We start from the raw sequence: 22,695 nt of genomic DNA, 5'->3' as shown, positions 1-22,695 counted from the left end.
GACCCTGCCGCGCCACGGCTGCCTGCGGTAGCGCACAATCGCCCGCGTGAATTCGCCTTCAGAGTCCCTGTTCCGCGTCGAGCGCACCACCGAACGCCAGAACATGCAGCTGCTGATACAGCTGCGCTGGTTTGCCGTGGTCGGGCAGGTGATCACCATCTCCCTGGTGCACTACGGCTTCGGCATCACCCTGCCGCTGCCGGCCATGGCCCTGGTGCTGATGGCCAGCGTCTTCACCAATCTTGGCTACATCTACTGGTACCGCAGCCACCGCCGCCAGATCTCGGCGCGCAACCTGTTCCTGGCCTTGCTGGCCGACGTGCTGGCACTGGCCATACAGCTGTATTTGAGCGGCGGCGCCAGCAATCCCTTCATCTACCTGTTCCTGCTGCAGGGCATTCTGGGCGCCGTGCTGCTCAGGCCCGTGCACGCCTGGATCATTGTTGCCAGCACCTCGCTGTGCACCCTGGTGCTGGCCATCGTGCACTGGCCCCTGCCCATTGGCGCGGCGGGACCGGACGGGCTGCCCGGCCTGTACGTGAGCGGCATTCTGATCAGCTTCGGGCTGACCACGGTGCTGCTGGTCGTCTTCCTGCGCCGCATCGTCTCCAACCTGCGCCGGCGTGACGCACGGCTGGCCAACATGCGCCAGCGTGCCAGCGAAGAAGAGCACATCGTGCGCATGGGCCTGCTGGCCACGGGCGCGGCGCACGAGCTGGGCACGCCGCTGTCCACCATGTCCGTCATCCTGGGCGACTGGCAGCGCATGCCCGCCATCACGCAAGACCCCGACCTGCTGGCCGACCTGCAGGAAATGCAGCAGCAGCTGCTGCGCTGCAAGTCCATCGTCTCCAGCGTGCTCATGTCGGCCGGCGAGACCCGCGCCGATGCGCCACAGGCCACCACGCTGCGCGCCTTCATGGACGGCGTGGTCGCGCACTGGCAGTCACGCCACGCCGTGGAGCATTTCGACTATGTCCAGGCCGACGAGGACTTCCCCATTCTTTCCGATACCGCGTTGCAGCAAATGGTTTGCAATGTGCTCGACAATGCGGCCGAAGCCTCCCCCCGCCATGTGGCGCTGCACCTGGCCGTGCGCACCGGCATGCTGTGCATCACGGTGCGCGACAAGGGACCGGGCTTTGCTCCCGCCGTGCTGGAACAGCTGGGCCAGCGCCATATCTCCACCAAGACGGAGCGCCCGGGCCGGGGGCTGGGCCTCTTCCTGGTGCTCAACGTGGCGCGCTCGCTGGGCGGACGCGTTCAGGTGAGGAACACCCCGCCGCGGGGCAGTGAGGTGGAGATCCGCCTGCCCTTGTCATCGATTGCCATTGAACCCGGCGCCTGAAGCGGCGCCCACAGGAACCCGAATCGCCCATGGACAGCTCCCGCCTCCTGCTGCTGGTTGAAGACGATGCGACCTTTGCGCGCACGCTGACGCGCTCGTTCGAGCGGCGCGGCTACCGCGTGCTGCAGGCCGCCAGCGCCGAGGAAGTGCGCGAGCTGCTGCAGACGCACTCGCCGCAATACGCCGTCATGGACCTCAAGCTGGCGGGCAACGCGTCGGGCCTGAGCTGCGTGCAGATGCTGCACCAGCACAGCCCCGAGGCGCTGATCGTCGTGCTCACAGGCTATGCCAGCATTGCCACGGCCGTGGAGGCGGTCAAGCTAGGCGCATGCCACTATCTGGCCAAGCCCTCCAACACCGACGATATCGAGGCCGCCTTCGGCCGCCTCGAAGGCCGCACCGACGTGGAACTGTCACGCAACCCCACCTCCATCAAGACGCTGGAGTGGGAACACATCCACGAAACCCTGGCCGAGAGCGATTTCAACATCTCCGAAGCCGCCCGCCGCCTGGGCATGCACCGGCGCACGCTGGCGCGCAAGCTGGAGAAGCGGCAGATCAAGTAAGGCGGCAGTCACCAAGACAAACCGGGCCTCAAGGGCCCGGTTTTTCATTGCGCGGCCATGGCCCTCGGGCCATCAACCCATCAGCCCAGCCAGAGGTAGTGATCGATCAGCAGCGCCAGGAACAGCACGCTCAGGTGGATCAGCGAGAAGCGGAAGGTCTTGCGCGACAGCTGGTCCGAGTAATTGCGCCACAGTGCAAAGGCATAGGCACAGAAGCCCACGCTCAGCACCACGGCCACCACCAGGTACAGCCAGGAGCTCATGCCGTACATGAAGGGCAGCATGCAGGCCGCAAACAGGATCACCGTATACAGCAGGATCTGCAGCCGCGTGTACTCGCTGCCATGCGTCACGGGCAGCATGGGCAGGCCGGACTGGCGGTAGTCTTCCACGCGGTACAGCGCCAGCGCCCAGAAATGGGGCGGCGTCCACAGGAAGATGATGAGGAACAGGATCAGCGCCTCGGGACCGACCTGGCCCGTCATCGCGGCCCAGCCCAGCACGGGCGGCATGGCACCGGAGGCACCGCCGATCACGATGTTCTGCGGCGTGGCAGGCTTGAGGATCACCGTGTAGATCACGGCATAGCCCACGAAGGTGGCCAGCGTCAGCCACATGGTCAGCGGGTTGGTGCACAGCAGCAGCACCAGCGCGCCCAGCGTGCACAGGATGGCCGAGAAGGCCAGCGCCTGCTGGCTGCTCAGCTCGCCGCGCGCCGTGGGCCGCCAGGAGGTGCGCTTCATGCGCGCATCGATATGGCGCTCCACCAGGCAGTTGAAGGCGGCCGCCGCGCCCGCCACCAGCCAGATGCCCAGGCAGGCCAGCGCCATGTGCAGCCACTGGTCGGCGTTGGGCCAGCCCGGCACGGCCAGCACCATGCCGATCAGTGCGCAGAACACGATCAGTTGCACCACACGCGGCTTGGTCAGGGCATAGAACTGTGTCCAGCGCGAGGGCTCGACACTCAGGGAAGCTTGTTTACTCATGCAATCTCTCCACGGGCAACCGGCAGACCGTCCCGCAGTGCGCCCGGGCGGCTGGCCGCCAGGCACCAAACAATCACGGTCACCAGCGCAGCTGCGCCGCCCGTATGCAGCACCGCGGCCACCAGCGGCCAATCGAGCACCACGTTCGACAGGCCTGTCAGCACCTGCAGCACCAAAAATGCACCCAGCACGCGGCGCTGCAACGCCAGTGCGGGCACTTCACCCAAACGCCACCACAGCCCGGCCAGCGCAGCCACCACCACATAGGCCGCCAGGCGGTGCAGATAGTGGATGGCCGTGAGGCCCGCAAAGCTGATGTTGCTGCCGTCCTGCAGCAGGCCCAGCGGACGCCAGATCTGCAGCGCCTGCGAAAAATCCATGGCCGGCCACCAGCTGCCCTGGCAGGTCGGGAAACTGCTGCAGGCCAGCACCGCATAGTTGGTGCTGACCCAGCCGCCCAGCGCCACCTGCAGCACCAGCAGCGCAAGACCCAGCCACAGCCCCGCGCGCAGCGCGGGTGAAATCACGGTCGCCCCTTGCTGACGCGCAGCACGGCTCAGCCCCACGGCGGGCACGCACAGCAAGGCCAGCAGCCCCGTGCCGCCCAGCAGGTGCAGGGTCACGATGGCCGGAAAAAGCTTCATGGTCACGGTCCAGGCGCCAAAGGCGCCCTGCAGGCAGACCCAGAACAGCGCCAGCGTGGGCCACCACGGACTCAGGGCACCGCCTGTGCCCTCCGCCCCTGTACGCTCGGCCCCTGCGCCACCCGCCCTGCCCAGGCGCCGCGCGCGCCGCCAGGCCATGATGGTCATGGCGATGATGAGCACGCCGACGGTGGTGGCCAGATAGCGGTGGACCATCTCTATCCATGCCTTGCCATGCGTCACCGGCCCGGTGGGCATGGCGGCCTGGGCCTCAGCAATCTGCGCGCGGGCGCCCATGGGGCTGGCGCTGCCATAGCAGCCCGGCCAGTCGGGGCAGCCCAGGCCGGAATCGGTCAGGCGGGTGAAGGCGCCGAACAGCACCAGATCGAAGGTCAGGAACAGCGTGAGCACCGACAGCGCCTGCAGCCGCTTGAGCGAGCCGCCGCTGCGGTTGCGCAGCCACACCCAGGCCAGGGGGCCCAGCGCCAGCAACAGGCCCAGCAGCATCAGCTCCAGAACGGGGGCCAGATCGTACAGCGCCTGTTCGCTCACGCCCGCCCTCCGCAGCGCGGCGTGCACCACACGGCATGGCCCCCGGGCAAGCCGAAAGGCAATGCCGCAGGCGCATCCGGTTGGCGACAGCAGATCTTCATAAATGAGAGCAATTTGACGAGAAGGCTCAGCCCCATGCGCGAGATTGGATCGCAGGCCGGGCCTACAGAGAATCAGGACATGCACCCAGATACCGGCTGCGGGACCGCGCCCCATGCACAAGGCCCGCCAAGCGGGCCCGGTCGCTGCAACTTTCAGAGCAGCATGTCTTTGATATGAAACAATTCTACTTGGCTGCGAACCGCTCAATCGCCCACGCATGCAGTGCCCCTAGATCGCAGCCAGCTTCTTTTGGCCGGTGCGATGCGGCTTGGGCCTGGCGCACACGAATTTCCACAGGACCCTGCCCAAGGCGTCGGCGGCCCAGCTTTACACGACTGCTCAGATTCGCTCAGATTCAGATACCTCGCGTTCCTTAGATTGGTGGTTTCACTTGGGAACCGGCAACTGCCGGGTGAGGCCATGATTGCAGGAGGCTCGTGGACTGTGCTTGATGGGCACGGAAACGAAATCGGGCGTGTCGAAGGCGATGAATTCGTCCGTTGCGGGACCAGGCCCATCTACCGCATCGATGGACCGGCGCTGTACTCCATGGACGGTTCGGCCAGACTGATGGGCTTTATCGAAGGGACCGAGGTCAGAACGCGGCAAGGCCGGATCTTCCTCAAATTTCTCGCGCATTGAGCGGAACTGCTCAGATTTGCTCATCTTCGGCCAGTCGAAGCCAGGGAGACTCCACGTCCAAGAAAACCTCCAGGCAATGGACCTCTTTTTCGTGCGCGTGCTCTCCAACAACGATTTCAATGCCTTCTGGGACGGCATCGCCCAGGACAAGCCCCTGAAGACGCCCGACAAGGGACGCACCGCGTCCTTCACTGTCATCCGCCGCAGCGACAGCGGCCTGGAAGTCAGAACGCACAAGGGCAACACGGTGCGCATAAGGCGGGAAGCCTTCGGCGCCGTGCTGCGCCATCTGGCCCAGGAGCATCACGGCGCCGAGCGGCCCTGCATCGTGGCCTCCAGCCAGCACCGGCCCGGCTTTCTGGGCTTTGCGGCCAAACAGGCCAACGACAACGCGGCCGTGGTGATCACCTACATCCTGCCCATACTGCAGGACGCAGGACTTGTGGAAATCGACGGCAACCGGCCCAACAGGACCTGGCTGCTTTGAACAACTGCACAGCCTTCGGCCTTCTGCGCCGGTCGATGACAATCTATGTCAATTCATTCATAGCCAATCACTAAGGCGCACAGATAATTGCCGGCATTCGTGTGAATTGTGAGAAGGGTCCGGGCCACGCTCGGCGCCCTTCGATGCTGGAGGATTGGCAGATGAGCGCCCCGGAAATGGAGGCCATACAGGAGCGGCTGAAGAAGCTGCGGGCCGACGAGGCGCTGGTCGCCGAGCAGCTGGACCGGCTGCAGGCCCAAAAGGCTGCGCTGCAGCACAGGCTGGCCATAATCCAGGGCGCCGTGCAGGTGCTTGAAGAGATGCGTCAGGAGCTGGGGCCATGAACCGTGGCAAGCCCGTCTCACCACCCGCATCGCCCCCCGCCTCACCCTGCGCATCGCCCACTTCCACCTTGCCCACAGCCGAAGACTGGCTGGCAAGAATTGCGGCCCTGGATGCCACGCAGCCCCCTCCCACCCCGCCCCGTTTGCGCAACCCACGCAAGGCAAAGCGCCGCAGGGCGGTCACCGTCGTGGCAATGGCCGTGCTGCTGGGGCTGCTGGCCATCGCCCTGGCCGTGGCGGTGCAGTTGATGTGGGTCAAGTAGCTGTCACACGGCAGCAGCGGAAAGAGCCTTCAAGCGTGAAGCCAACCGAGCCCGGGCTGCTGTATACCCTCACATCCTGGCGAAGTCTCCATATTGTTTGCATGCTCACTTACGCCTAGCATGTGTCCACACTCAACGCAGTGGAGGTGCCATGGCCGATCCCGAAGAACCGCTGGAAGTACGCTCAGAACGCTGGCAGTCGCTGAAGGGGCTGGACATCGCCTCCGTGGATCTGGGCCCCATCTGCGTGGTGCTCATGCTGACGCTGATCTGCATGGCCGTGATGATGCTGCTGGCCAAATCCGGCGCCGAGCAAGCACGGCAGGCCCAGCCATCGTCCCAGGCCAAGGGCCCGGCACCCCGACCGAAGCCGGCGCAGCCCGTGACCGAACCCGCCCAGCAACAGACCTGGACGCCGGCCTTGCGCACCTGAGGGCGACCTGAGGGAGACCTAAGGCCGACCTGAGGGCGTCAAGGCCAGGCAGCAGCACCTTCAGAGTTTCACCGAACGTGTCGCAATGAAGGTCGGCACGAACTTCTCGATCACAAAACGGGCATGGGGCTGCCAGTCTTCATGAAAGCCCGTCAGCACCAACCCCGCATCCAGCTGGCCGCCGATCTGATCGGCCAGCGTATGGCCGAACACCAGCGCCTCATTGCGCTCCCGCTTGGCATCAAGCGCTGCGGGCGGCAAATCCACCACATCGGAATACGGAAGGCGCCGCGCAGGCCGCATGAGCCCTTGCTCGCGCAACGCGGGATCGCGGTCTTCCACGAAGACCACCGGATTCCAGAAGCTGGACAGAAGGCGCCCACCCTTCGCGAGCACCCGCGCGCATTCACGCCATACGGGCCGCACATCAGGCACGTAGAGGTTGGAGATGGGATGAAAGATCACATCGAAGCCGGCATCTGCAAAAACGCCCAGATCGCGCATGTCGCCCTGCACGCAGGTCAGCGCAAGGCCTTCGCGCTGCGCTACATGGCGGTCCTGTGCAAGCTGCCCGGCAGAGGCATCGAACACGGTGACCTGCGCACCCGCCGCCGCAAGAATGGGCCCCTGCTGGCCGCCGCCGCCGGCAAGGCAGAGGATGCGCAGGCCGCGCACATCATCCAGCCAGCCCGCTGGCAAGGGGCCTGGCGTGAGCCGCGCCTGCCAGCTTCCGGCACGGGCCCGGGCTATTTCAGCGCTGTCGACCGGGCGCGACCAGTCGCAGTCTTTCGCTGCCTGCAGGTTCCAGGCGGCGGTGTTGTGGGCAAGGATGTCGATGGGTTCTGTCATGGGCACTCTTTCATAAAGAGGCCGCACGGCGACGCGAGGTTGCGTTCAGAAAACGCGGAGCAGTCAACGGGCATGCAGGTGGTGACGCGGGCGTCCGCCGTGGGCCGGGAATGGGCTTCGGGGGGATCGGTCGGACTAGGGTCCGAAGGCGTCACAGGTTCATGTCAGGCTCGCAGCGGTCGCAGGAATGGAAGAGGCAAATTCTAAGACTGCGCAAATTGCACTGTCAAACCACTGCGGCGCGTTCCCCACACGGTCATGCGGAAGTCACAACCGTGAGACGGCTTGGCTGTAAGTTGAACACGCACCCTCGATGGCGCTGGCTTCTGCTGCGCCATGGCGCGCCCGCTGACGACCGGCCTTTCCCAACCCGGCGCCCAATGGATACCGAGGAGCAACACTTTGAAGGAGAGCTATGCGTAGTCCCAAGAAAGGCCGAGAGCCGATCCGGCTCATGGACCTGGCCCCCGCCGTCTTCTGCATCCAGTGCGAACAGGAAAAACCCGCCACAGGAGCCCGCCAATTCCACGCGTGGCATGTGTGCAGCGACTGCTCGCAGAAGTTGGCCCAACTCCCCCCGGCGCAAGCACCCACGGCGCACCACGCGCACTGAGGCAAGCGATTCCCCAAAACGAAAGCCCGCCAGATGGCGGGCTTTCTCATGCCCTTGCGGACATGAGCGGGCGCGGGAGCGGGACGTCGATGCGCGCCTACCAGGGCACAAACATGATCACCAGTGCCACAGCCACGATAGCGGCAACGATGTACATGGTTCGCTTGGTGGCGAACCGGTTGCGGGACGACGAGGTGGGCACTTGGCCCGGGGTGTTGGGAGTAGGTTTGTTCATGACCTCAAGCATGGTCGCCGCCCGGGACCAGCCCTGTCGGACAAGCACAGCTAAGGCAATCAGCGCAGAGCATGACAAGGGCGTCGGCCTTGGCGCAAGGTGACGCTTGTGAACTGCCGTGGGCCCACTGAGCGCAAGTGGCCAGAAAAGACAAAGCCCGCGGGTGCGGGCTGTTGGTCAGATTTCGAAGGCAGTGCGGTCCACTGCATCCTTGATCCACGCAGGAGGCTTGCCCCGGCCGGTCCACGTTGCGCCGGTGGACGGATCACGGTACTTGGCCACGCCTGCACCGACGGGCGACTTGCGCTTGCCCGTGCTGAACACATCTTCCTGGGTCAATTGGAATTGCTGGACGAGCTCGCGAACCTTGGCGATGGCCCCGCCTTTTTCGGCTTTCAGGACTTCGGCAATGCGTGCTTCGATCTCTGCCTTTTGCTGCAGGAGCGTCTTGTAATCAGGTGTCATGGACTTTTCTTGGGTTGTATGCTAGCGAGTCAGTATTCTATGCACAAAATGCCGCGCTGACATACCTTTGCATCGCAAACCGAAGGTTGCGGACGCAACAACACTCCCAACCTCCAGAGGTATAGAGTGGCGCAATGAACAAAGCACTGGAACTCTCAGGAATCGCGCTGGTGGCCCTGGTGGCACTGGCACTCAGCGCATGCGCCCAACAGAAGCTGGCACCCTCCGTGGGCATGGCCAATCCCGCATCGGTCTATTGCGGTGAAATCGGCGGACAAGTTCGGATGGAGAAGACGCCCCAGGGCCAGGAAGGCATCTGCGTGCTGCCGAACGGCACGGAAATGGAAGAGTGGACGCTGTACCGCAAGGACCATCCGGCCAAGTAGTGGGATAGCGCTCTGCACGAATCAGACGCAAGCCGTTGACGCCCCGCCGTCACTGCGCGGATGCACAGCGCAAATGCACAGCCATACGCTCGGAGCAGGCGCGAACACGGCCGCCTTCAAGCCACGGCCCAACTGCATCACACAGCAGACCTGCAACTTCTTTACACGACGTAAAGCTTTCCTTCAGGAAAGGTCTGCATACTGGCCAGCAACGGATTCCGCCGAGCCTGGGAATTTTCTCCTCCCTCCCTCTCAAATCCCTTCCCCAGGCACGCCACCACGGCATCGGCATTTTTCTTCCAGGGCCCGCAGCTTCGCCGCTTGCGGGCCCTTTTCGTTGCCCCTTCAACGGCCGCAGTTCCAAGCGGACACCGTGTCGAAAGAACTCATACATACGGGGCATGCTCGACCTACATGAGCACCCTTACTTGGCTCGCACAGGGAAGCCTCACAAGCAGGTGAAATAGCGTCAGTCCCGAGACCCGCAATGCCCCTGCTGATGGAGACAAGCATGAGTCAAGTCGTACCGAGTGAGTCCTTCAATCCAGACCCTGATGCCCGCTACCACCGGAGTCTCCTGGATGCCTTTCCGGTAAGGGGCAGCTACCAGCTCATTCAGTTGCGCAGCACCAGATCTCGCAGCCCCTTCCGACGTTTTGCGAAGGCTTGCATTCGGGCGGTTCGCGCACTTGTTCAATGACGTGAAGGAGATTGTGATGCGACATTTTTTCCTCACATTTTTCTGGTCCGTGGTGACCCTCATCTCGCTGTACATCTCCACGCTGGCAGGGCCGATGTTCCCGGTCACGAGCTGAAATGCGGTTAACAGCCGGGCCTATGGTTGACTCATGGTTCTCCTCCTGGAATTCATAGGCATGCCCTGAAAAGGGCACCGGACTTTTTCTTCCCCGTGCCTGCACTTCGCAGGCATTCACAAGCTCGCAGCACCGCTGGCGGGCTTTTTTTGCGGGGGCCGCTTCTTGCGGCTTTGGCCCGCTTTGCAGAGATGCAAGGCAGGCATACATCGGGTGCGCACAGCGAAGTGCCAGCGGCGCCAAGGTTCAGGCGACCAAGCGGAGGTTTATGCCGGTGCGGCATGAAGGACAGGATGTTGAAGATGCGGACCGCTCCGCATTGGGTCAAATGCCGGCATCGCGTAAGATGCTGATCCACCAGTAGAAGCGGGCGTCGTTCAATGGCAGGACGTAAGCCTCCTCCGAAAACAACGAGAATTCCCAGAAACCTACGCCAAAACCTACGCCAAACTGAACACCAAAAAGCCCGCATCGCGGGCTGTCTTTTTGGTGAGACTTCGGGTCGCTTCAGGTTTCCGCACGCAGCGCCTGCAGCTGCTCGGCCGGCAGCAACGCCTCCTCTTCGGGCTTCTCCGCGCCTGACCGTAGCGCGCCCAGCGGAGGTAGCCTGATGAGCGCATCGGCTTGGTCTGGCGTGCCGTGCAACCAAGCATCCCAGTCCTGCTCCTCAAGCATCACCACGCCGCGCTTTTCCTTGCCGGGCCGGTGCATGAGCGACAGCACCGGGTGCCCGTCTGCGGGCTGCGTGATCATCGTGTAGTTGGGCACGACCTCGCCAGTCCCCGGGTCCACCCACTCGCTGTGGAGCCCTGCTAAGGCTGCAGGCCCACCATCCGCTCGGCGGAAGGACCACCACACGTTGCGGATCCCAAGCCCCCAATAGGGTTCCAGCCATGACTCCACGGGAATCAAGCAACGTTGGCCAGCACGCCACGCCGGGGCAAAGGTCCACGACCTTGCCAGAGTCTCGCGCCTGGCGTTGTTGGTCGACATCGGCCGGCCCTCGGCTGTCACGGGCCGGCGTGTCTTGGATGATCGCGGGATCATGCCCCATTGCCCGATGTCCAGCACGCCGCCTGCAGTGATGTATGGACCCAGGGCCAGCGGCGTGACCTGCGGCTTCCACCACGGGAGCGGCGCCTGCCGGCCAACCCGCCACATGCGCTCGATCTCTATCTCTCGCGGGGTGTTGTAGCGATTACAGATAGCAGCCTCCGTTTGTGATGACCCAAACTACTGCCCCCCATCCTCACTCTCTACATCTCTGACATCTGACCATGACAAGCGAAGCTCTCACTGACATCCAATTGCGATCTTTGCTGAAGTACGACCCAGATACTGGCCAATTTGAGCGCCTTGTTCGCATGGGGCGCTACCAGGCCGGGACACAGGTGGGGGCAAAGATGCGAAGCGGCTACATCGCAATCCGCATCAACTTCAAGCTGTACTACGCCCATCGCTTGGCATGGCTCTACGTTCATGGGGCTTGGCCGACCGATCAAGTCGACCACATCAATGGAGCCCGGGATGACAACAGGATCGCCAACCTTCGTTTGGCGGATCGCTTTCGCAACACTCAAAACCTTCGCTCAGCCAAGGCGGGCAACAAGTCTGGACTGCTCGGCGTCTCCCCTCACCAAAACAGGTGGCGAGCTTTTCTCCATGTGCATGGCAAGACGCATCACCTCGGCCTGTACGACACCCCGGAAGAGGCTCACGCAGCCTACGTCGAAGCGAAGCGATCGATGCACGAGGGGAACACTTTGTAGAAGTGCACGCTGACTTACGCATAGTATTACTGTATATTTATACAGTCATGAAAGTCAAAGTCACCATCCTCCGCGAGGCAGGCGCGCGCAGCTATCACCGCGGCCCGCTGCAGTACATCAAGGGCGAGTTGGACCTGCTGCACGCACCCGTGCCTGGCGAGAAGCGGACCGTTCCCGTGCTGCGCATCCTTGGAGACGACGGAAAGAACCAACTGTTCGAACCGCGGCTGATCTACGCGTGCGCGGGCAAGATGAAGTTCAGCGGGTTGGAGCACTGTGACCGCGCATGGCACGCGCAGGAGTGGTCCTGCGAGTTCGACTACTGATCCCACCCAGGAGGCTCACCATGTTGCTCACATACGAGGAATTCCCCACGTTGCTCACGATGCCGCGCTGGTTCGGCACGCCTGAAGTCAAAGTCATGCCGGGTAAGCCGGAGGACTATTTCATCGAACAGTTCCACCCTGATTGGTTTCTGGTTTACGACTCAGACGGTGACATGGTCTACAGCGGTGTCGGCCCCGTGTCCGTGCACCAGTCCAACGCTCCCTTCTGAGAGCTACCATGCAAAACCCCATTGAGCGCGGCGTAATCGCCAAGGTGCGTGGTGAAGAGATGTCGGCAGCACAACGCCTGTTGCCTGTGGCTGGGCGGGGCCAGCCACAACACATCACCTGTGAGATTGAAACGCTGCTTGCCGGCCGAGTGCGCATCACGTTTGAGTTGCAGCGCTATTCGCATGGCCGCAATCAATTCTGGCATTGGGTCGGGCGCGGCGCCGAGCAACTGGAACAGCCTGCTGGCTGAGCGCCATGGCTGATGGCATGACCTGGGGCGGCGCGCCCACGGCGCCGGGCTGGTATGCGGTCGTGGTGGATTACGGCCGCCTGCCCTTCCCTGCTGCGCGGCGCTGGGACGGCGCCCTCTGGGATGACGAGCGCGGCATCAGGGCATTCGACGGACCGCACCACTCGGCCGACGCCGCCCTGGACTGGGCCATGGAGCGCTGCCCAGAGGATTGACAGGTTCGACTACTGCTTTTTCTGCACGCTAATGGATCCGTCGGCCTCCAGGAACATGCAGCGGATTTCTGATTCCTCGCAGTCTGCCTCGCGCAGCGCCTTCTCGATATCGTTGCGCGATACCCGGTGGCTTTTGCGCGCACCCTCGAAGATCGTTCCATCCCGCCCCAGCAGCACCGCCTCGCCCTCCAGCAGCTTTTCCGCCCCGCGCCAGCGCGCCGTCACGAAACCCACGGCCGTATTCAACGCAATGAGGATCACGCACACCAGCAGCCCTCCAGGCAGGGACTGATCAGACCCTGTCATTGAGGGCCCCGCCGCCTCGCTCACCAACATCACCACCAGCAGATCGAAAGGCGTGAACTGGCCCACGGTACGCCGCCCCGTCATGCGCATCATCAGCAGCAGCAGGACATAGACCGCCAGCGCACGCACGGACAACTCAAACGGATGGATGTCCAGGTTCCACATACCAACGCCCCTTCAATTCCGCCCCGCCCAGGGACTACGCGCTGAGATGCGCACTGAACACTTGAAGGCCTGTCTCAATTGCCGCAATGCCTGCTGCCGCCGCGCAGGCGTCTCGGCCGCCGTGCAATCGCTGGGCACCCAGACCTCGTAGCCCGACATGCGTGCATCCGTAGCCGTGAGCATGACGCACATGTCCGCAGCAAACCCCACGATGACCAGCCTGCGCGCATGCATTCTGCCCAGCAGATGCAGCAGCGGAGTGGAATGAAAAGCCGAATGCTGGGGCTTGAGAATCACCAGATCCTCCGCATCAGGCGCAAGCAGCCGAGCGATCTCGCCACGCTCGCCAGCCAAACCCTGGCAGGCGGCAAGAATGTCGCTGAACTCGCTGTGCCAAGTGCCGTAGTTATCGTTGGCGTAGATCGTAGCTACGCCCTTTTCGCGAAGCCTGGCCTTGAGCCGCACAATGCGCCGGGCAGCCCGTACCGCTTCCTGCAGCAAAGGCCCAGCATTGGGAAATTGAAGCGGGTTGATGACATCCACCAGCAACAGCACCTCCGCGCTGTGAGGCACTTGCGTGGGTTCTAACCACCTCGTCCTGGGCATCACAGCATGGATTCGCGTTGCTGCTCCGCTCGTGATGCGCCGATGGCAGTTTCAACCTGCTTGACCTCTTCAGGGGGAGGCAGGACTGCTGGCATACCCAAGCTCTGGATCCACAACTCGCGGCACCAACCCTTGGTGTGATACAGGTGATGATCTTCATCCTTTTCCACTCGAGCGTGAGCCTCCTTGAGGGCCTTGCCCGTTTCGCCTGTAGCCACCTCTGCGACCTTGCCCAGGAGCTCCCAGTTGGCGTGGTCCTTGGTCTCAGCGTGGACCACGCACTCGCACGCCACGAGTTGCGCAGCGGCTGCGCTACCACCTCGGAGAGCCAATTCCATCGCCTTCACCAGCGATGATCCTATGTGCTTCACGACATCACGGGAAGGCGAAGCTTCGTCCGGGTTGACCCCCAACAGTTCACATGTAGTGCGCACCACGTTCTGGTGGCTGAGCGTCTCTTCGAGATACTCTTCCCATTCCTTTTTAAGGTCATCGTTCAGGGCACAGGTCAGAGCAGTTCTATACACCTGCTCACCTCCCAGTTCCGTTTCCATCATCTGCAGCAACAGATCTTTGAGCTGAGAATCGTCATATCGTGGTTTAGCCATTTGACTACTCCGGTTTACAGTTGCGATCCGGCGATGGTCGGCCAACCTTGGCGCTTGGCGCGTAAGCAGCAACTGACGGGTATGTAGTGCTTCTCGAAAGTTACGTGTACGTCCAAGACCGTCAAATAATGACGGGCGGACGGCACAATGGCTGCATGAGATTCATCGCGCTACTGATCATCGCTGCAGCCCTGTTTTACGGAGCGTCGCGGATTTCCCACATACAGATCGGTGAGCGCGCCACAGGCGGCTACGACGGCGCGTCAATGACACCGCAGCAACGCGTCATCCAAGCCGAAAAGGAAGCTCGAGAAGCGGCAGAAGCAGCGCGCGCCGCGACGATGAGGCAAGCCGAGTAACACCAGCTGACCCGGCGTCTACGGCGTGATCGATCGCGTGCACGCCCTCTGCGCGGCCAGCAGCCGCACCTCGTAGCCCTCGCGGCGGTCGGGTATCGGCTCTCGACTGTCGCATGTCGACCCAAAGCAGCAGCCGCTTTGCGCAAATCGGCCGCTCGCCTATGAGGGCAAGTCGCGGGGAGGCCGCAAGGCGTGGCTGTTTACTAGTTCCCCGTAGAGCTGAAGAAGTTCGCTCTCAGCAGGCCAACTAACTTCGCACGATTAAGGCCCCGCAGCAGCGGATCCTCGGATAACCGGATGTAGGCTACTTGGCAGATGCGGAGTTTGGTGTCAGTCATAAATTTCTCTTGGTGATGTGTTGAGGAATGGGAGCGCAGCTGTTTCTCCGAATCCTTGCCCTCACATATAGACCCCGAAGAACCCTGGGGGTAAGTGACGGCCAGGATTAATAAATTTTCAGCCGCGAGGTCGCACGGCCCCTTTCCGCACACAAGACTCCTTCAGGCGAGCCTCGGAAAACGCATTTTCGGCAGAATGGTGGGATGGACATCTCAAACCTCGCCGAGCCGCCGGCGCGCCCGCGGAATACAGCCCTGCAAAAGCTTCAGGAGGACTTGGAACGGCAGATTAGGCCGTTCCGGGACATCCATAAGGTGCTCAACCAGCTAAGTGGATACAACCACTTCAAGGACATTGAGGCGGAAATTCGGCGTCACGCGCCCGACCAGCGGCTGCTCGCCATGCTGAAGTCTATCGGCGGCTCAAGCCTTATCCACCAGATGATGGAACAAGAGACTGCGACGAAACAGGTACAGCGGCTGATGAATGCTTACTTTCCTAAGACATCAGCCATTGGTCTGTTCGGCTCAGACACGGAAGCGTTCAAGCGGGCCATTGGTCTGAGTGGCAGCTTGACCGCAAAGATGCTCGAGGACGCAATGCCCAAGACGTCGTCGTACGAACGCCTGCTGGAGCAAATGCAGCACCAGGCACTGGGCGGAATGTCCGCCGTCGACTACGTGCGTCAACTAGAGCAGGCGAATCCTGCGCTGAGCACTATAGAAGCTGCTCGCAAATCCTTCGACAACATCTTCGCCACATTTCGAGACATCGACTTCAGCCAAATGGGCGAGTCGGAAGAGGACCTACGTGAGGCTGAGGCGCAGGTTGAGGACATCGCCCAGATGGCATCCGAACAGGCGGACTTCCAGGCGGCGACGGAACAAATTGCCGAGGCTGTGGCAGCCCACCCGAATCCATTCGTGCGGCTGTTCCTGTGGGTGCACTTCCGCACCCTCTTTAATCACATTTACGGTGGGGTCGTGAGCACCGTGATAAGCGTTGCCGTCACGAGCTGCATGACTGCGGTGCCCGCCCAAAGCCCACAGGAGGCGACAAAGAACGTCAAGGAAGCCGCCAAGGCTGCGGTGAGCGTCCCTGAGTTGCTTGCCGACCAGCGGTTCATCTCGGGCAAGGTGGTCAGCGTTCGCATGAGCCCGCGTGCCAACTCGCCTGAACTCGCACGCCTGAAGTTCGGCAACGTCGTGCGCGTGGTGGAGACCGAGCGGGACTTTACTCTTGTGGTGTGGGCGGACAAGGACGCAGGTGTTGAGATTAAGGGCTGGGTTTTCTCGCGCTACCTGGAGAAGTTCAAGTAAAACGCGAAGTGGGTTCGGCTTGGATTGCTGCGAGGTTGCTGTGACAACCCACTGCACCTGTCGCCATTGAGCCGGCGCCGGCGCCACCCTGTCATGTAGGTAGTACGGTATACGTATCTGCTGCGCTCGTTTCGTCGTCGGCGATGACGATGTACTGAGCAGCGTTCGCAGGACTACCCCGGGCAGAACAAGGTTCGAATTGTCGTCTTATTGCGTCGGCCGCATGCCGCTTAGCGAGGGAGAGAGACGGTGGTTGAGGATCTGCGGAGGAAAGAGTCTGCTCCTGACCGTGAGCAGCCCGCTACCGCACACGCAGCAGGAGCGCATGCCTGTCAGCGCGACACCTTGGGCCACGCGTCTTGGATCAGCGCAGCGTCGAAGGCGTAGCCATCCAACGACCGGTACTTACTGTGCGGCCTCGATCAAGGCTTCGCCGGCGCCGTAGGCGCGCTCACAGGCGCCGCCCCTGCCCCTGGCATCGTCAGCAATGCGCGCCAGCGCTCCCGCTCGCTCGTCAGCGCGGCGCTGCAGCTCGGCGAGCAGATCGAGGGCGCCGGTGTCTGGCGCGCACTGTCCGGCAGTGGCGCAAGCCTGGGCGGCGGCACGGTGGGCGGTGAGGTAGTCGGCGAGGTCGCCGCGCAGCCGGCCAGCAGCAGCGCGGGCAGCGTCAGCGTCAGCGGCAGAGCGCGCCAGGTCCTGCCTGGCCTGGGTGTCGATGTTGCGCAGGTCATCACGGTGTTGCTCCTCAAGTTTTCGGTATCGCTCGGCTGCCTGCAGGGCAGCCAGGGCCGCGGCTTCTCGATCAGCCGCCAGATCGGTGCGTGCCTGCGCGGCATCGCGCTCGGCGCCAAGGCGGGCCAGGGCCTGCCAGGCCAGCAGGGCCGCCAACAGCAAAGCTAGCAGTTGCCAAGCATGGGTTTGCAGGCGGGCCATCAAGGCTGGGCCTCCATGCAGGCCGCGTAGCGCGCCTGCTGCCGTGTCCACACTCCGCGGCACACCTTGTTGCCGGGTGCCGAGCAGTCAAAGCGCCAGCGCGTGGGCCGGCCTGCGCAATCCCATCGATAGGCGCTGAAGCCCTGCAAAGGCTGGGTGCTGGTCATGAATCGCCAGGACAGGTAGGACTGGCAGGCGCCGGCGTAGTCGCCAGCCCGTGTCCTGGCCAGCATCGAGGAGCCGCGCCAGGCGCCGCAACCATACTGGCCCGCGAAGTCCACGGCCTGGGCGAACTCGGCCGGGTGCACCCGCGTGTCGCCCAGCGAATCACGCACGCACGCGCCGTACTGCTGCTCCAGCAGGTTGATGGCCAGCTCGCGCGCCCGTTCGCGTGTGATGGGCGGGTCGGCCAGGGTCACGCGCGTGCCGTCCTCGTAGCGCGTGGCGCCATGGCCGATGGTGGGCACATCGCCGCGCACAGGGATGATGGGCGCGGAGCTGAAACCCTCGGCAGCGATCCAAGACGCCAAGATGGCGGCGCCGATGCTCAGGCCAGCGGCAGAAATGCGGCCGGCGTTCATTCGTCCACCTCGAGCACGCCCAAATCTGTGTCGTAGTGCTGCGCCGGAGCGCCTGTGGCTCGCATCAGGTCCATGCGCAATTGCCGCTCGGCATCCCTGCGCAGAAACTCCCGTTCCCTGCGGGCGTCATCAGCGCGCCGGAGCTTGGCGGCCTCACGCTTGTAGAACCAGGTGATCAACAGGCCGATGATCGCAACCAGAGCCCCGACGTAGGCCGCGAGGTCTGCCGCAGACATCTTGCCGGCCACGGCGACAGAGCCACCAAGGATGGTCGCCTTGTTTCCTGCTGCGCCAATGGCTTCGAGGGTTTCAGTTTTCATGACCCCGATGATTCCGGGGCCGGCCCGCGCTGGCGAACCCTACACGGGGGCTACTCAACCTCTCCCAACGAGTAGAACGCAGAAGGGTTCGAAAGATTGGCACTTTCGGCTGCGATCCATGCTGCAGGCAGCATCCCGGGATAGAGATACGAATAGCCGATATTCCCGTCCCAGACTTCAGCGACCTGGGCATCATTGCAACCGATGTATAGCGAATGGCTACCACCAGAGCCAGGTCGAACTGCTGAGCTCGCAGACGAAGCCGCGAGACTGCCATTCACATATAGATCCCGCCCGGAACTGCTTTTCTGCACTGCATGCAATCGAGCCGGTGTCTGCGTTCCCGGCGCGCTCGCGTTGTTGATCCAGCTGTCAGAGCTATTCCAGAATCCCCAGCGGTCTATTGATCGGTATGCCAGCGTTGCACGGTTCACGTTGCCGCCCGCGCCACTGTCCGAGCCGGTGACCGTGTAACTCATGATTGCCCGTGAGAAGCCTGTGATCATCGTCGATGCACTGCCGCCCATGGTCCAGGTCGAAAACTGCGACAGCCCATCTGCGCGATAGTGGCCCGCTCCAGCGATGTATGCGCCCAATTCGTTTGAGATCAAACGAGGCTGCCGTGCCCGCAGGGTTCTCACCACACCAGCATCCCCCGATGGATCGTGCAGCACAAGCAGCGCATCGTCCGTGTGGCTGATGCCCTCATATGACCCGCCGACGATGCCCCAAACCATGCCCTTGACGGTCCCATCCAGCTCCACGCGCACAGTCTGGTCGGTGTCATCCCGGTTGATGAAGATGGCGCCGCGCCAGAACGTGAGGCCTTGCATGCGCAGCACTGGAGCGCTCAGATTGAGCACCCCAATGAACTGCTTGGCGGCCATGTCGTACTTCCACAGTCGTGTGCCAGCACCGGTCCACGCGCCAAAATACAGCAGCCCATCCGCAGGGTTGTACGCGCACCCAGACATATCAACGCCCGACGGCACGCCGGAGGCATATGCGACGGGCGTGGCATCCACAAATGACAGGTCCGATTTGAGGAACCTGCCGATGTACATGTTGGCGTGGCCATCCGGGTCCGTGTATTGCTCCATCGGCACATAGATGTGTTCACCAACGACCTCGGAATCTCCCAGGTGGTTTGTGCCGGGGACGCTTGCAACCGGATTCGTGTTCTGAGAAATCAGGTTGAAGGAAGAATCGTATTTCTTGATGACATTTGTGCCGATAGCGAAGTAATTCACACCATCCCAGGCGATACCTTGGTGGACACCAAGATTCGGTGATGTGCTCGCGCTAACCAGGCCATATACCAATCCACCCGGGACTAGATCAGACCCCTTGCCAGAGCGGTCGGCAAAGGAGTCACCCATCATGAAAACGCGGTGAAAAGCGGACCAGACGGCATGCCGCCCATTGGGATCTGTCCACGGCACGGGCAGATCTCCCGCGCCGCCGAAGTGCACATAAACCGCCGTTGGGCCGGACGCAGAAATATCGACCTGGGCGAACAACGTACCGGTGCGTGCAATCGGGTTGAGCGACACCAGGTCAAAGGGCAGCTCCGCCCCTGCCGCAGTCCTCACCCGGATGTCACCACCATCGCGGCGCGCCATGCCATCCCAGAACCCAGCCGGCATGTCATCAAGCCTGATGTACAGCGCATATCCCGCGACGGCCACGGGCTGGGCGGCAACAGTGACGGCAATGCGCTTGGAGTGCCGCGACGAAGCGATGATGCCTGCAATCACGCTGTCACACCCATCACGTCGAAGATGTCTGTGCCCACTCTTTTGACCGTTACGGTTCCTCCGGTGGGGATCACCAAAGTTCCGGCATAGGGGGCATTGAGCGTCACACCCTCGCCCGCCAGCAATGTCAGGTTGCCAGCAGCGGCATTTCGCACATGCCACTCACCGTTGAGTGGCAGCGGCTGGACAGACTCTGGCGGGAATGTGCAGGTCTTGGCCGATGTCGATGTGAAACGGAGGTATCTTCCCGCCTCGGCTGCGGAAACATCGTGGGTGGTTCCAAGGACCGTCAATACAGGCGCTGGTCGCAGGTCGTCCTGTGTGGCCAGATCTGCTGCGCTCGATTTGGAGCCGAGATACTTCATGATCAGCCTGTGATGGTCACCCGGTACTGCCCGGTGGTCGGCGCGACGGCGAACGTGAACTGGGCGGTGTTCGCTCCGTTGGCCACCCAGTCGCAGAGCACTCCAGCGTTGGACGACGCTTCGCGCACGCTGACCCCGATGTCCTGCGTGTTCAGGTTGTGGGTCACGCTGATGGTGGTGGCCGTGCCGTCGCCGACGGTGGCCGACATCTTGCGCGCTACCACTGCCGGGTCCACCGAGATGACACCGCCCGTGATCGAGATGCCATTGCCGGCCGTATAGCTCGCACCACCACCTACCTGAGCGAACACCAGCGCCGTGGTGCCGATGGTGATGGGAGCGTCCGTGGTCATGAACCACTGACTGTTGCCGTTGGCCGTGCCCTCGGACACGAAGACGGCCGCGCCCAACACCTCGCTGGAAGCATCGAAGTCGGTGGCGCGCGTCCATGCGCCAGAGGCGGCCAGGTAGATGCCATTGGCAGAGCCCGCCGTCTGGTTCTTCGCCAGAACCCGGTCGCCCGCGACCACGGACACACCATCGATGGTCTGGGTGCCGGACAGCGTGATGTTGACCGTGGTGGCCGCACGCACTGGGTCCTTCCATTTGAAACCCTGGACCGCCGCATCCAGCTGAGCCTTGGTGATGGCGTCCTGCGGGTTGACGGCATCGCCGATGTTCGTCAGGCGGTTGCCGGAGCCGTCGAGGTGGTTTGTGATTTTCATGGCGTGTCCTCAGTTGCAGAAAGCGCGGCCGGTCAGCGGCACGCTGTGGGTGATCTGGACAATGTCGGCATCGAGATACCGGACATCGGGGTGAAGCTGGCCGCCGAGGTGGTCCACGACGGTGATGGAGGGGTAGCGCCCCAGGTTGTGGGCGATGGTCCAGACGGCGGCCGGGCTGGACTGGGTATGCGTGTAGGTCGCGCCGGCGCCGCCGCCGGGTGGGCCCTGAATTCCTGGAGGCCCCTGCTCTGCTACGGCCAGGATCTCGATGTCCTCGACCTGCTCCACGAGGATCTCCTTCTCGCAAACGACGAGCAGGCCGTTCATCGTGTGACCTCCGGGCTCACGCAGCAGGAGCCCTGTGCCAAGCGTGTGACCTCGCCGCCGGGGTGCACGATTTCCAGATCGAACACCCCGCCGCTCCAGGCGATGGCCGCCGTGGTGCCCGCATCGACCAGCAGATCCACGGTGCCGGCAGGGCCACCAAGGGCGATCCGGCCGTTCTCGGTGGTCAGCTCCAGCAGGACAGCCGTGGACTCCACCTCCTCGCGCACCTGCATGCGGGCCGTGCAGCCCATCAGGTCGATGGGGGTTTTGTCGGGGTTGAGCCAGCGCAGGCGCTTGCGAAACGTCGCGCCCTGGTAGATCTGCAGTTTGAGATTGGCCGGCTTGGTCATGCCCTGCAGTGTTCCCGGCAGGGCCACCGGGAGCGAACCCTAGCCGGGGGCGCGGCTCAGTGGATCACGGATTCAGGATCGAATCCCAGTCCGTCACATCCCGTTCGCTGCCGCTGTAGCTGCCGCTGGCGCGCACCTGGTTGTTCAGCGTGGTGATCATGTTGCCGAGGAAGTCCACGATCTCCTGGCCGTTGGCCATCTTGAGCTTTGCCACGTCCACGGCCACATCGCTGATCTGCAGGGCGTCGGCCGTGCTCTTGTAGTGCCGCTGGGCCGCTTCCTGGGCCAATTGCGCCAAGCGGGCGTTGAACTGGGCGGGCAGCGCGTAGCTGCGGTTGTAGCTGTCGATCACGGCATCCTGATCGCTGATCCACAGGCCCCTGGCGCGCAGCTTGTCGCGGAAGGCCTGGGCCGTCTGCTGGTGCAGCTGCTTGATGCGGTCCATGCGCTGGTCCAGCTCTGCGCGCACCAGGCGCATCTTGGTCTCGCGCTCCTCGCGCAGGCGCGCGGCGTGGGTGGCCGCGATGGCATCGGCTGCTGCTCGGGTGCTTTCGGCGTGCAGCCGCGCGATGGCGTTGTGCGTGGCGCCCGGGGCGAAGCGGTGGCCGCTGGCGGCGGCGGCATCCAGCAGATCCCGCTCCCCTGCCCAGGCGTCCTTGCGCGCCAGCGCGAAGGCGGTGTCGCCGGCAACGCGGTCCACGCTCTCGATGTAGGTCGTGCCCACCGCCGATGTCAGGGCCGACTGGATCCACGCATCCGCGTCGGCCCCAGCGTCCAGCAGACCCGGGAACAGGTCGTTGACCACGCTGCTGTAGCCCGTGAAAAACGTGCCCACGGCCTGCTCGACGAGCAGCGGCAGCTGGCCCACGGCAGGGCCTGAGGCCCCGACCGAGGCCGGGCCCAGGGCCGTCAGCACGGCAGACAGGCTGTTGCTGTGCTTGGCCTTGGCCACCTCGGGATAGTCGGGGATGCCATCGATGATCTGGGTGATGGCTGGGCCGATCTTGGACTGCATCCTGCCTGCAGCGTCGTTGATCATCGTGCCGATCTTGTCGATGGCGGTGTAGACGATGGCGGCCGAGAGGCCCTGCATTGCGATGCCGGTGGTGGCCAT

The 22,695-nt window shown here is 63.2% G+C and carries 33 protein-coding genes; 14 read left to right on the top strand and 19 right to left on the bottom strand.

Annotation, left to right across the window (positions count from 1 at the left end; translation table 11 throughout):
* Positions 1 to 46: 46 nt before the first annotated feature.
* Both DELCS14_RS13695 and DELCS14_RS13690 read left to right on the top strand, forming a co-directional pair.
* Positions 47 to 1,348 carry an ATP-binding protein gene (locus tag DELCS14_RS13695; RefSeq protein ID WP_013802157.1) on the top strand — a complete coding sequence of 434 codons (1,302 nt, stop codon included), beginning with the start codon at positions 47 to 49 and terminating at the stop codon, positions 1,346 to 1,348.
* 29 nt (positions 1,349 to 1,377) lie between these two features.
* Entirely contained in the window at positions 1,378 to 1,914 is a 537-nt protein-coding gene (locus DELCS14_RS13690; RefSeq protein WP_013802156.1) for a response regulator transcription factor, read from the top strand.
* Positions 1,915 to 1,994: 80 nt separating this feature from the next.
* Here DELCS14_RS13690 and cyoE read toward each other — a convergent pair whose 3' ends face one another.
* The 3 genes from cyoE to DELCS14_RS30990 form a co-directional block, all read right to left on the bottom strand.
* Positions 1,995 to 2,900, bottom strand: a complete 906-nt coding sequence (cyoE, locus tag DELCS14_RS13685) for a heme o synthase (protein WP_012205889.1) — start codon at positions 2,898 to 2,900, stop codon at positions 1,995 to 1,997.
* Complete coding sequence (locus DELCS14_RS13680; protein WP_013802155.1) at positions 2,897 to 4,096, bottom strand: COX15/CtaA family protein; 1,200 nt, start codon at positions 4,094 to 4,096, stop codon at positions 2,897 to 2,899. Before DELCS14_RS13680 ends, cyoE begins: the two co-directional genes overlap by 4 nt.
* Before the next feature lie 489 nt (positions 4,097 to 4,585).
* Positions 4,586 to 4,864, bottom strand: a complete 279-nt coding sequence (locus DELCS14_RS30990; protein ID WP_172642954.1) for a hypothetical protein — start codon at positions 4,862 to 4,864, stop codon at positions 4,586 to 4,588.
* Positions 4,865 to 4,916: 52 nt separating this feature from the next.
* Here DELCS14_RS30990 and DELCS14_RS13670 point away from each other — a divergent pair, with 52 nt between their 5' ends.
* The 4 genes from DELCS14_RS13670 (at position 4,917) to DELCS14_RS13655 (ending at position 6,367) form a co-directional block, all read left to right on the top strand.
* Complete coding sequence (locus DELCS14_RS13670; RefSeq protein ID WP_013802153.1) at positions 4,917 to 5,327, top strand: hypothetical protein; 411 nt, start codon at positions 4,917 to 4,919, stop codon at positions 5,325 to 5,327.
* 161 nt (positions 5,328 to 5,488) lie between these two features.
* Positions 5,489 to 5,671 (top strand): hypothetical protein, encoded by a 183-nt coding sequence (locus DELCS14_RS13665; RefSeq protein WP_013802152.1) that lies wholly within the window; start codon positions 5,489 to 5,491, stop codon positions 5,669 to 5,671.
* Positions 5,668 to 5,934, top strand: coding sequence for a hypothetical protein (locus tag DELCS14_RS13660; RefSeq protein ID WP_013802151.1), 267 nt, complete (start codon positions 5,668 to 5,670; stop codon positions 5,932 to 5,934). The genes DELCS14_RS13665 and DELCS14_RS13660 overlap by 4 nt, the downstream gene beginning before the upstream one ends.
* A gap of 151 nt (positions 5,935 to 6,085) precedes the next feature.
* Positions 6,086 to 6,367, top strand: coding sequence for a hypothetical protein (locus tag DELCS14_RS13655; protein WP_012205894.1), 282 nt, complete (start codon positions 6,086 to 6,088; stop codon positions 6,365 to 6,367).
* Between the two features lie 60 nt (positions 6,368 to 6,427).
* Here the strand turns inward: DELCS14_RS13655 and DELCS14_RS13650 are convergent, their stop codons facing one another.
* The 3 genes from DELCS14_RS13650 to DELCS14_RS13635 all read right to left on the bottom strand — a co-directional run bounded on the left by DELCS14_RS13650 (position 6,428) and on the right by DELCS14_RS13635 (position 8,529).
* A complete protein-coding gene (locus DELCS14_RS13650; protein WP_013802150.1) occupies positions 6,428 to 7,216 on the bottom strand; it encodes a class I SAM-dependent methyltransferase in 789 nt (262 codons plus the stop codon).
* Between the two features lie 710 nt (positions 7,217 to 7,926).
* Positions 7,927 to 8,064: a hypothetical protein gene (locus tag DELCS14_RS30985; protein ID WP_172642938.1), complete on the bottom strand. Its 138-nt coding sequence runs from the start codon at positions 8,062 to 8,064 to the stop codon at positions 7,927 to 7,929.
* A gap of 177 nt (positions 8,065 to 8,241) precedes the next feature.
* Complete coding sequence (locus tag DELCS14_RS13635; protein ID WP_013802147.1) at positions 8,242 to 8,529, bottom strand: H-NS histone family protein; 288 nt, start codon at positions 8,527 to 8,529, stop codon at positions 8,242 to 8,244.
* A gap of 134 nt (positions 8,530 to 8,663) precedes the next feature.
* Here DELCS14_RS13635 and DELCS14_RS13630 point away from each other — a divergent pair, with 134 nt between their 5' ends.
* Entirely contained in the window at positions 8,664 to 8,915 is a 252-nt protein-coding gene (locus DELCS14_RS13630) for a DUF333 domain-containing protein (protein ID WP_013802146.1), read from the top strand.
* 1,322 nt (positions 8,916 to 10,237) lie between these two features.
* On the opposite strand, the gene DELCS14_RS13625 is transcribed toward DELCS14_RS13630, so the two are convergent.
* Positions 10,238 to 10,891: an SOS response-associated peptidase family protein gene (locus DELCS14_RS13625; RefSeq protein WP_157158266.1), complete on the bottom strand. Its 654-nt coding sequence runs from the start codon at positions 10,889 to 10,891 to the stop codon at positions 10,238 to 10,240.
* A gap of 116 nt (positions 10,892 to 11,007) precedes the next feature.
* Here DELCS14_RS13625 and DELCS14_RS13620 point away from each other — a divergent pair, with 116 nt between their 5' ends.
* The 5 genes from DELCS14_RS13620 to DELCS14_RS13600 are packed head-to-tail and all read left to right on the top strand — an operon-like array spanning position 11,008 to position 12,521.
* Positions 11,008 to 11,499, top strand: a complete 492-nt coding sequence (locus DELCS14_RS13620) for an HNH endonuclease signature motif containing protein (protein WP_013802144.1) — start codon at positions 11,008 to 11,010, stop codon at positions 11,497 to 11,499.
* 47 nt (positions 11,500 to 11,546) lie between these two features.
* The gene (locus tag DELCS14_RS13615; protein WP_013802143.1) at positions 11,547 to 11,825 is read left to right on the top strand and encodes a hypothetical protein; all 279 of its coding nucleotides are present in this window, start codon (positions 11,547 to 11,549) and stop codon (positions 11,823 to 11,825) included.
* Positions 11,826 to 11,845: 20 nt separating this feature from the next.
* Positions 11,846 to 12,055 (top strand): hypothetical protein, encoded by a 210-nt coding sequence (locus DELCS14_RS13610; RefSeq protein WP_013802142.1) that lies wholly within the window; start codon positions 11,846 to 11,848, stop codon positions 12,053 to 12,055.
* Between the two features lie 8 nt (positions 12,056 to 12,063).
* Positions 12,064 to 12,306: a hypothetical protein gene (locus DELCS14_RS13605; RefSeq protein ID WP_013802141.1), complete on the top strand. Its 243-nt coding sequence runs from the start codon at positions 12,064 to 12,066 to the stop codon at positions 12,304 to 12,306.
* A gap of 5 nt (positions 12,307 to 12,311) precedes the next feature.
* Positions 12,312 to 12,521 (top strand): hypothetical protein, encoded by a 210-nt coding sequence (locus DELCS14_RS13600; RefSeq protein ID WP_013802140.1) that lies wholly within the window; start codon positions 12,312 to 12,314, stop codon positions 12,519 to 12,521.
* A gap of 9 nt (positions 12,522 to 12,530) precedes the next feature.
* On the opposite strand, the gene DELCS14_RS13595 is transcribed toward DELCS14_RS13600, so the two are convergent.
* The 3 genes from DELCS14_RS13595 to DELCS14_RS13585 form a co-directional block, all read right to left on the bottom strand.
* Positions 12,531 to 12,992, bottom strand: coding sequence for a YetF domain-containing protein (locus DELCS14_RS13595; RefSeq protein ID WP_013802139.1), 462 nt, complete (start codon positions 12,990 to 12,992; stop codon positions 12,531 to 12,533).
* 12 nt (positions 12,993 to 13,004) lie between these two features.
* Positions 13,005 to 13,535 carry an isochorismatase family cysteine hydrolase gene (locus DELCS14_RS13590; RefSeq protein ID WP_267234580.1) on the bottom strand — a complete coding sequence of 177 codons (531 nt, stop codon included), beginning with the start codon at positions 13,533 to 13,535 and terminating at the stop codon, positions 13,005 to 13,007.
* A 62-nt stretch (positions 13,536 to 13,597) separates the two neighbouring features.
* Positions 13,598 to 14,206 (bottom strand): hypothetical protein, encoded by a 609-nt coding sequence (locus DELCS14_RS13585; RefSeq protein ID WP_013802137.1) that lies wholly within the window; start codon positions 14,204 to 14,206, stop codon positions 13,598 to 13,600.
* A 155-nt stretch (positions 14,207 to 14,361) separates the two neighbouring features.
* On the opposite strand from DELCS14_RS13585, the gene DELCS14_RS13580 reads away from it, so the two are divergent.
* On the top strand, positions 14,362 to 14,565 hold the full coding sequence (locus DELCS14_RS13580) for a hypothetical protein (RefSeq protein WP_043796100.1): 204 nt from the start codon (positions 14,362 to 14,364) through the stop codon (positions 14,563 to 14,565).
* Between the two features lie 542 nt (positions 14,566 to 15,107).
* Complete coding sequence (locus tag DELCS14_RS13575) at positions 15,108 to 16,223, top strand: SH3 domain-containing protein (RefSeq protein WP_013802136.1); 1,116 nt, start codon at positions 15,108 to 15,110, stop codon at positions 16,221 to 16,223.
* 405 nt (positions 16,224 to 16,628) lie between these two features.
* Here the strand turns inward: DELCS14_RS13575 and DELCS14_RS13570 are convergent, their stop codons facing one another.
* The 9 genes from DELCS14_RS13570 to DELCS14_RS13535 all read right to left on the bottom strand — a co-directional run bounded on the left by DELCS14_RS13570 (position 16,629) and on the right by DELCS14_RS13535 (position 22,695).
* A complete protein-coding gene (locus DELCS14_RS13570; protein WP_013802135.1) occupies positions 16,629 to 17,156 on the bottom strand; it encodes a DUF2514 family protein in 528 nt (175 codons plus the stop codon).
* Positions 17,156 to 17,737, bottom strand: a complete 582-nt coding sequence (locus DELCS14_RS13565) for a lysozyme (RefSeq protein ID WP_013802134.1) — start codon at positions 17,735 to 17,737, stop codon at positions 17,156 to 17,158. Before DELCS14_RS13565 ends, DELCS14_RS13570 begins: the two co-directional genes overlap by 1 nt.
* On the bottom strand, positions 17,734 to 18,057 hold the full coding sequence (locus tag DELCS14_RS13560) for a holin (protein WP_013802133.1): 324 nt from the start codon (positions 18,055 to 18,057) through the stop codon (positions 17,734 to 17,736). The genes DELCS14_RS13565 and DELCS14_RS13560 overlap by 4 nt, the downstream gene beginning before the upstream one ends.
* Positions 18,058 to 18,107: 50 nt before the next feature.
* Complete coding sequence (locus tag DELCS14_RS13555) at positions 18,108 to 19,814, bottom strand: hypothetical protein (protein ID WP_013802132.1); 1,707 nt, start codon at positions 19,812 to 19,814, stop codon at positions 18,108 to 18,110.
* Positions 19,811 to 20,179 (bottom strand): hypothetical protein, encoded by a 369-nt coding sequence (locus DELCS14_RS30505; RefSeq protein WP_013802131.1) that lies wholly within the window; start codon positions 20,177 to 20,179, stop codon positions 19,811 to 19,813. Before DELCS14_RS30505 ends, DELCS14_RS13555 begins: the two co-directional genes overlap by 4 nt.
* Positions 20,180 to 20,181: 2 nt before the next feature.
* Positions 20,182 to 20,904: a hypothetical protein gene (locus tag DELCS14_RS13550; protein ID WP_013802130.1), complete on the bottom strand. Its 723-nt coding sequence runs from the start codon at positions 20,902 to 20,904 to the stop codon at positions 20,182 to 20,184.
* 9 nt (positions 20,905 to 20,913) lie between these two features.
* Positions 20,914 to 21,231 (bottom strand): hypothetical protein, encoded by a 318-nt coding sequence (locus tag DELCS14_RS13545; RefSeq protein ID WP_013802129.1) that lies wholly within the window; start codon positions 21,229 to 21,231, stop codon positions 20,914 to 20,916.
* Complete coding sequence (locus DELCS14_RS13540; RefSeq protein ID WP_013802128.1) at positions 21,228 to 21,581, bottom strand: hypothetical protein; 354 nt, start codon at positions 21,579 to 21,581, stop codon at positions 21,228 to 21,230. Before DELCS14_RS13540 ends, DELCS14_RS13545 begins: the two co-directional genes overlap by 4 nt.
* A 64-nt stretch (positions 21,582 to 21,645) precedes the next feature.
* The gene (locus DELCS14_RS13535; protein ID WP_013802127.1) at positions 21,646 to 22,695 is read right to left on the bottom strand and encodes a hypothetical protein; all 1,050 of its coding nucleotides are present in this window, start codon (positions 22,693 to 22,695) and stop codon (positions 21,646 to 21,648) included.

It is taken from the genome of Delftia sp. Cs1-4, from assembly GCF_000214395.1.
Taxonomy (GTDB): domain Bacteria; phylum Pseudomonadota; class Gammaproteobacteria; order Burkholderiales; family Burkholderiaceae_C; genus Comamonas; species Comamonas acidovorans.
The sequence above is the reverse complement of the archived record's forward strand: the minus strand, read 5'-3'. Positions and strand labels throughout refer to the sequence as shown.